Raw genomic sequence first — 2660 nt, 5'->3', positions numbered from 1 at the left:
CATCGCCGTGCGCATGACGTCGCACGGTCCGGCCCTGTACCACCAGGAGCGCGTCGGGCAGCACGGACGCACGTTCACGGTGCACAAGTTCCGGTCCATGCGCTCGGACGCGGAGGCCGCCACGGGAGCGGTGTGGGCGCAGCGCAACGACTCGCGCGTGACCCCGGTCGGCGCCTTCCTCCGCAAGACCCGGCTCGACGAGATCCCACAGCTCTGGAACGTGCTCAAGGGCGAGATGAGCCTGGTGGGCCCCCGCCCGGAGCGGCCGGAGTTCGTGCGCATGCTCACCGAGCAGATCCCGTTCTACGGCCAGCGGCACAGCGTCAAGCCGGGCGTCACCGGCTGGGCGCAGGTGTCCTACACCTACGGCGCCTCCGTCGAGGACTCGATGGAAAAGCTCCAGTACGACCTCTACTACATCAAGAACCTCTCGATGAGCCTCGACCTGTTCGTCCTGTTCAAGACCGTGCAGACCGTCGTGCTCAAGCGCGGCCAGTGACGAGACCATCAGGCGCCGACGGCATCAGCTGCGCCACGACCAAGGAGTCCCGCTCGTGATCGACCTCCACATGCACACCACGGCGTCTGACGGACGCTGCTCGCCCGAAGACCTCGTCCAGCGCTGCTGGGACAAGGGGATTCGTACGATGGCGGTCACCGACCACGACACGATGGCGGGAGTACTGCCGACGCAGCGGGCGGCCGAGGCGCGCGGCATGACATGCCTGCCCGGCATCGAGATCACCTCGGTGCACGGGGGCAAGGACGTGCACATGCTGGCCTACTTCCTCCCGGAGGATGCGCCGGGCCTGCAGCCGATGCTGGCGGCCCAGCGGCAGCAACGCGTCAATCGCGCCCTCGAGATCGCCAGCCGTCTCGAGCGGCTCGGGGCGCCGGTGGACAGGGACGCGATGATCGAGGCCGCGGCCGGCAGCGGCAAGTCGCTGGCGCGCCCGCAGATCGCGCAGGCGCTCATCACCGCGGGCCACGTCACGACCGTCGCCGAGGCGTTCGACAGGTACCTCGGCGAAGACAGCCCGGCGTACGTGCCCCACACCGGTGTCACCCCCGCGGAGGTCGTCGCCCTGGTCGTGGCCGGCGGCGGGATTCCCTCGCTGGCACACCCCGGCTATCGACCGAAGGACGACATCATTCCTGGCCTCGTGGACGCAGGCCTCGTCGCGATGGAGTGCTATCACAGCTCGCACGACGAGGCAGCCACGGCGCACTATCTGGGCCTGGCACGGCAGCACGGGCTGCTGGTGACCGGTGGTTCGGATTTCCACGGGCCCGGCACCCGGCGCGAAGAGTTCTTCGGCGTCGTGCAGTTGCCCGAAGCCGACCTCGCTGCCCTGCTGGCGCGCGCCGGCCGGTAGCGTCACGTCGGACACCTGGCCGCGGCCGGTGTCGCCGCGGCCCGCCGCCTGCCCTCCGGGCGGCGCCCGGCCCGACACCGACGTCGCCTTCGCTCGTGGGCCTCGATGACGAGCGGCGGCCCGGACCACGCATGCAGAACCTCGGAACCTCACCGCTGACCGATGCGCGCGGACGCATCCTGCCGTGACCACGATCTGGTTGCTCGTCATCGCCACATGTGCGGCGGTGATCGCCTACGTCGTGGTGGGCTACCCGCTGCTGCTGCGCGCCATCGTCGCGCTGCGCGGTCCGCGCCCCGTGGCCAAGGCGCCGATCACGCCCCCGGTGACCCTCATCGTCTCGGCGTTCAACGAGGCCGACGTCATCGCCGCCAAGCTCGACAACGCGCTGGCCCTCGACTATCCGCGTGACCTCCTGCAGATCGTGGTCATCTCGGATGCATCGAGCGATGGGACCGATGCGATCGTCGAGAGTTACGCGGATCGTGGCGTCGTGCTGCGGCGCCAGGCCGACCGCCGCGGCAAGACGGCGGGGCTGAACGCGACCGTGCCGTCGGTGGCGGGCGAGATCGTCGTGTTCTCCGACGCGAACGCGATGTACCAGCCCGACGCCATCCGGATGCTCGTGCGCAACTTCGCCGACCCGGCAGTCGGCTGCGTGACGGGCGAGGCCCGCTACGAGGGCGACGTGGACGGCGCCGCCGACGAGGGCGAGGGCGCGTACTGGAACTACGAGATGCAGTTGAAGCGCCTCGAGACGGCCGTCGGCTCGAGCGTGGGCGGCGACGGCGCCATCTACGCAATCCGCAAGCCGCTCTGGCAGACGCTGCCGGAGGACGGGATCAACGACTTCCTCAACCCGCTGCAGATCGTGGCCGCCGGGTGGCGAGGCGTGTACGAGCCCGAGGCCGTCTGCTACGAGGAGACCGCGGGCGACACCAGCAAGGAGTACCGCAGGCGCGTCCGCATCATCAGCCGCAGTTGGCGGGCGGTGTGGCTGGCCTCCGACGTGCTCAAGCCGTGGAAGGTCGGATTCTTCGCCGTCTCCATCGTCTCGCACAAGATCCTGCGGTGGTTCACCGGGCTCTTCCTTCTCGGCATCGCGGTCGCCAGCGCGGGGCTGCTGCTGCCGCCGCTGATCGCTGCGGCCCCGTGGATCTGGGCGGCGTTGGCGGCGACGGTGCTCGTCCTGATGGCCGTCCCCCAGACACGCCGCCTCCTGCAGGTGGCCTGGTACTTCGGCGTGCTGAACCTGGCCTCGGTCGTGGGGCTCCTCAAGGGATC

3 protein-coding genes are annotated in these 2660 nt (G+C 69.9%); all 3 read left to right on the top strand.

Annotation, left to right across the window (positions count from 1 at the left end; all coding sequences use genetic code 11):
* On the top strand, positions 1-499 hold a 499-nt coding region (locus ACIRDX_RS22705), incomplete at its 5' end, for a sugar transferase (RefSeq protein ID WP_396627689.1).
* A gap of 55 nt (positions 500-554) precedes the next feature.
* Positions 555-1376: a PHP domain-containing protein gene (locus ACIRDX_RS22700; RefSeq protein ID WP_396627688.1), complete on the top strand. Its 822-nt coding sequence runs from the start codon at positions 555-557 to the stop codon at positions 1374-1376.
* A gap of 184 nt (positions 1377-1560) precedes the next feature.
* Positions 1561-2660, top strand: a 1100-nt coding sequence (locus ACIRDX_RS22695; protein WP_396627687.1) for a glycosyltransferase family 2 protein, incomplete at its 3' end; no start/stop codon positions are given.

Source organism: Luteitalea sp. (assembly GCF_044337415.1).
Lineage (GTDB): Bacteria > Acidobacteriota > Vicinamibacteria > Vicinamibacterales > Vicinamibacteraceae > Luteitalea.
Note: the sequence above shows the minus strand (reverse complement) of the source record. Positions and strands in the feature narration are given on the sequence as shown.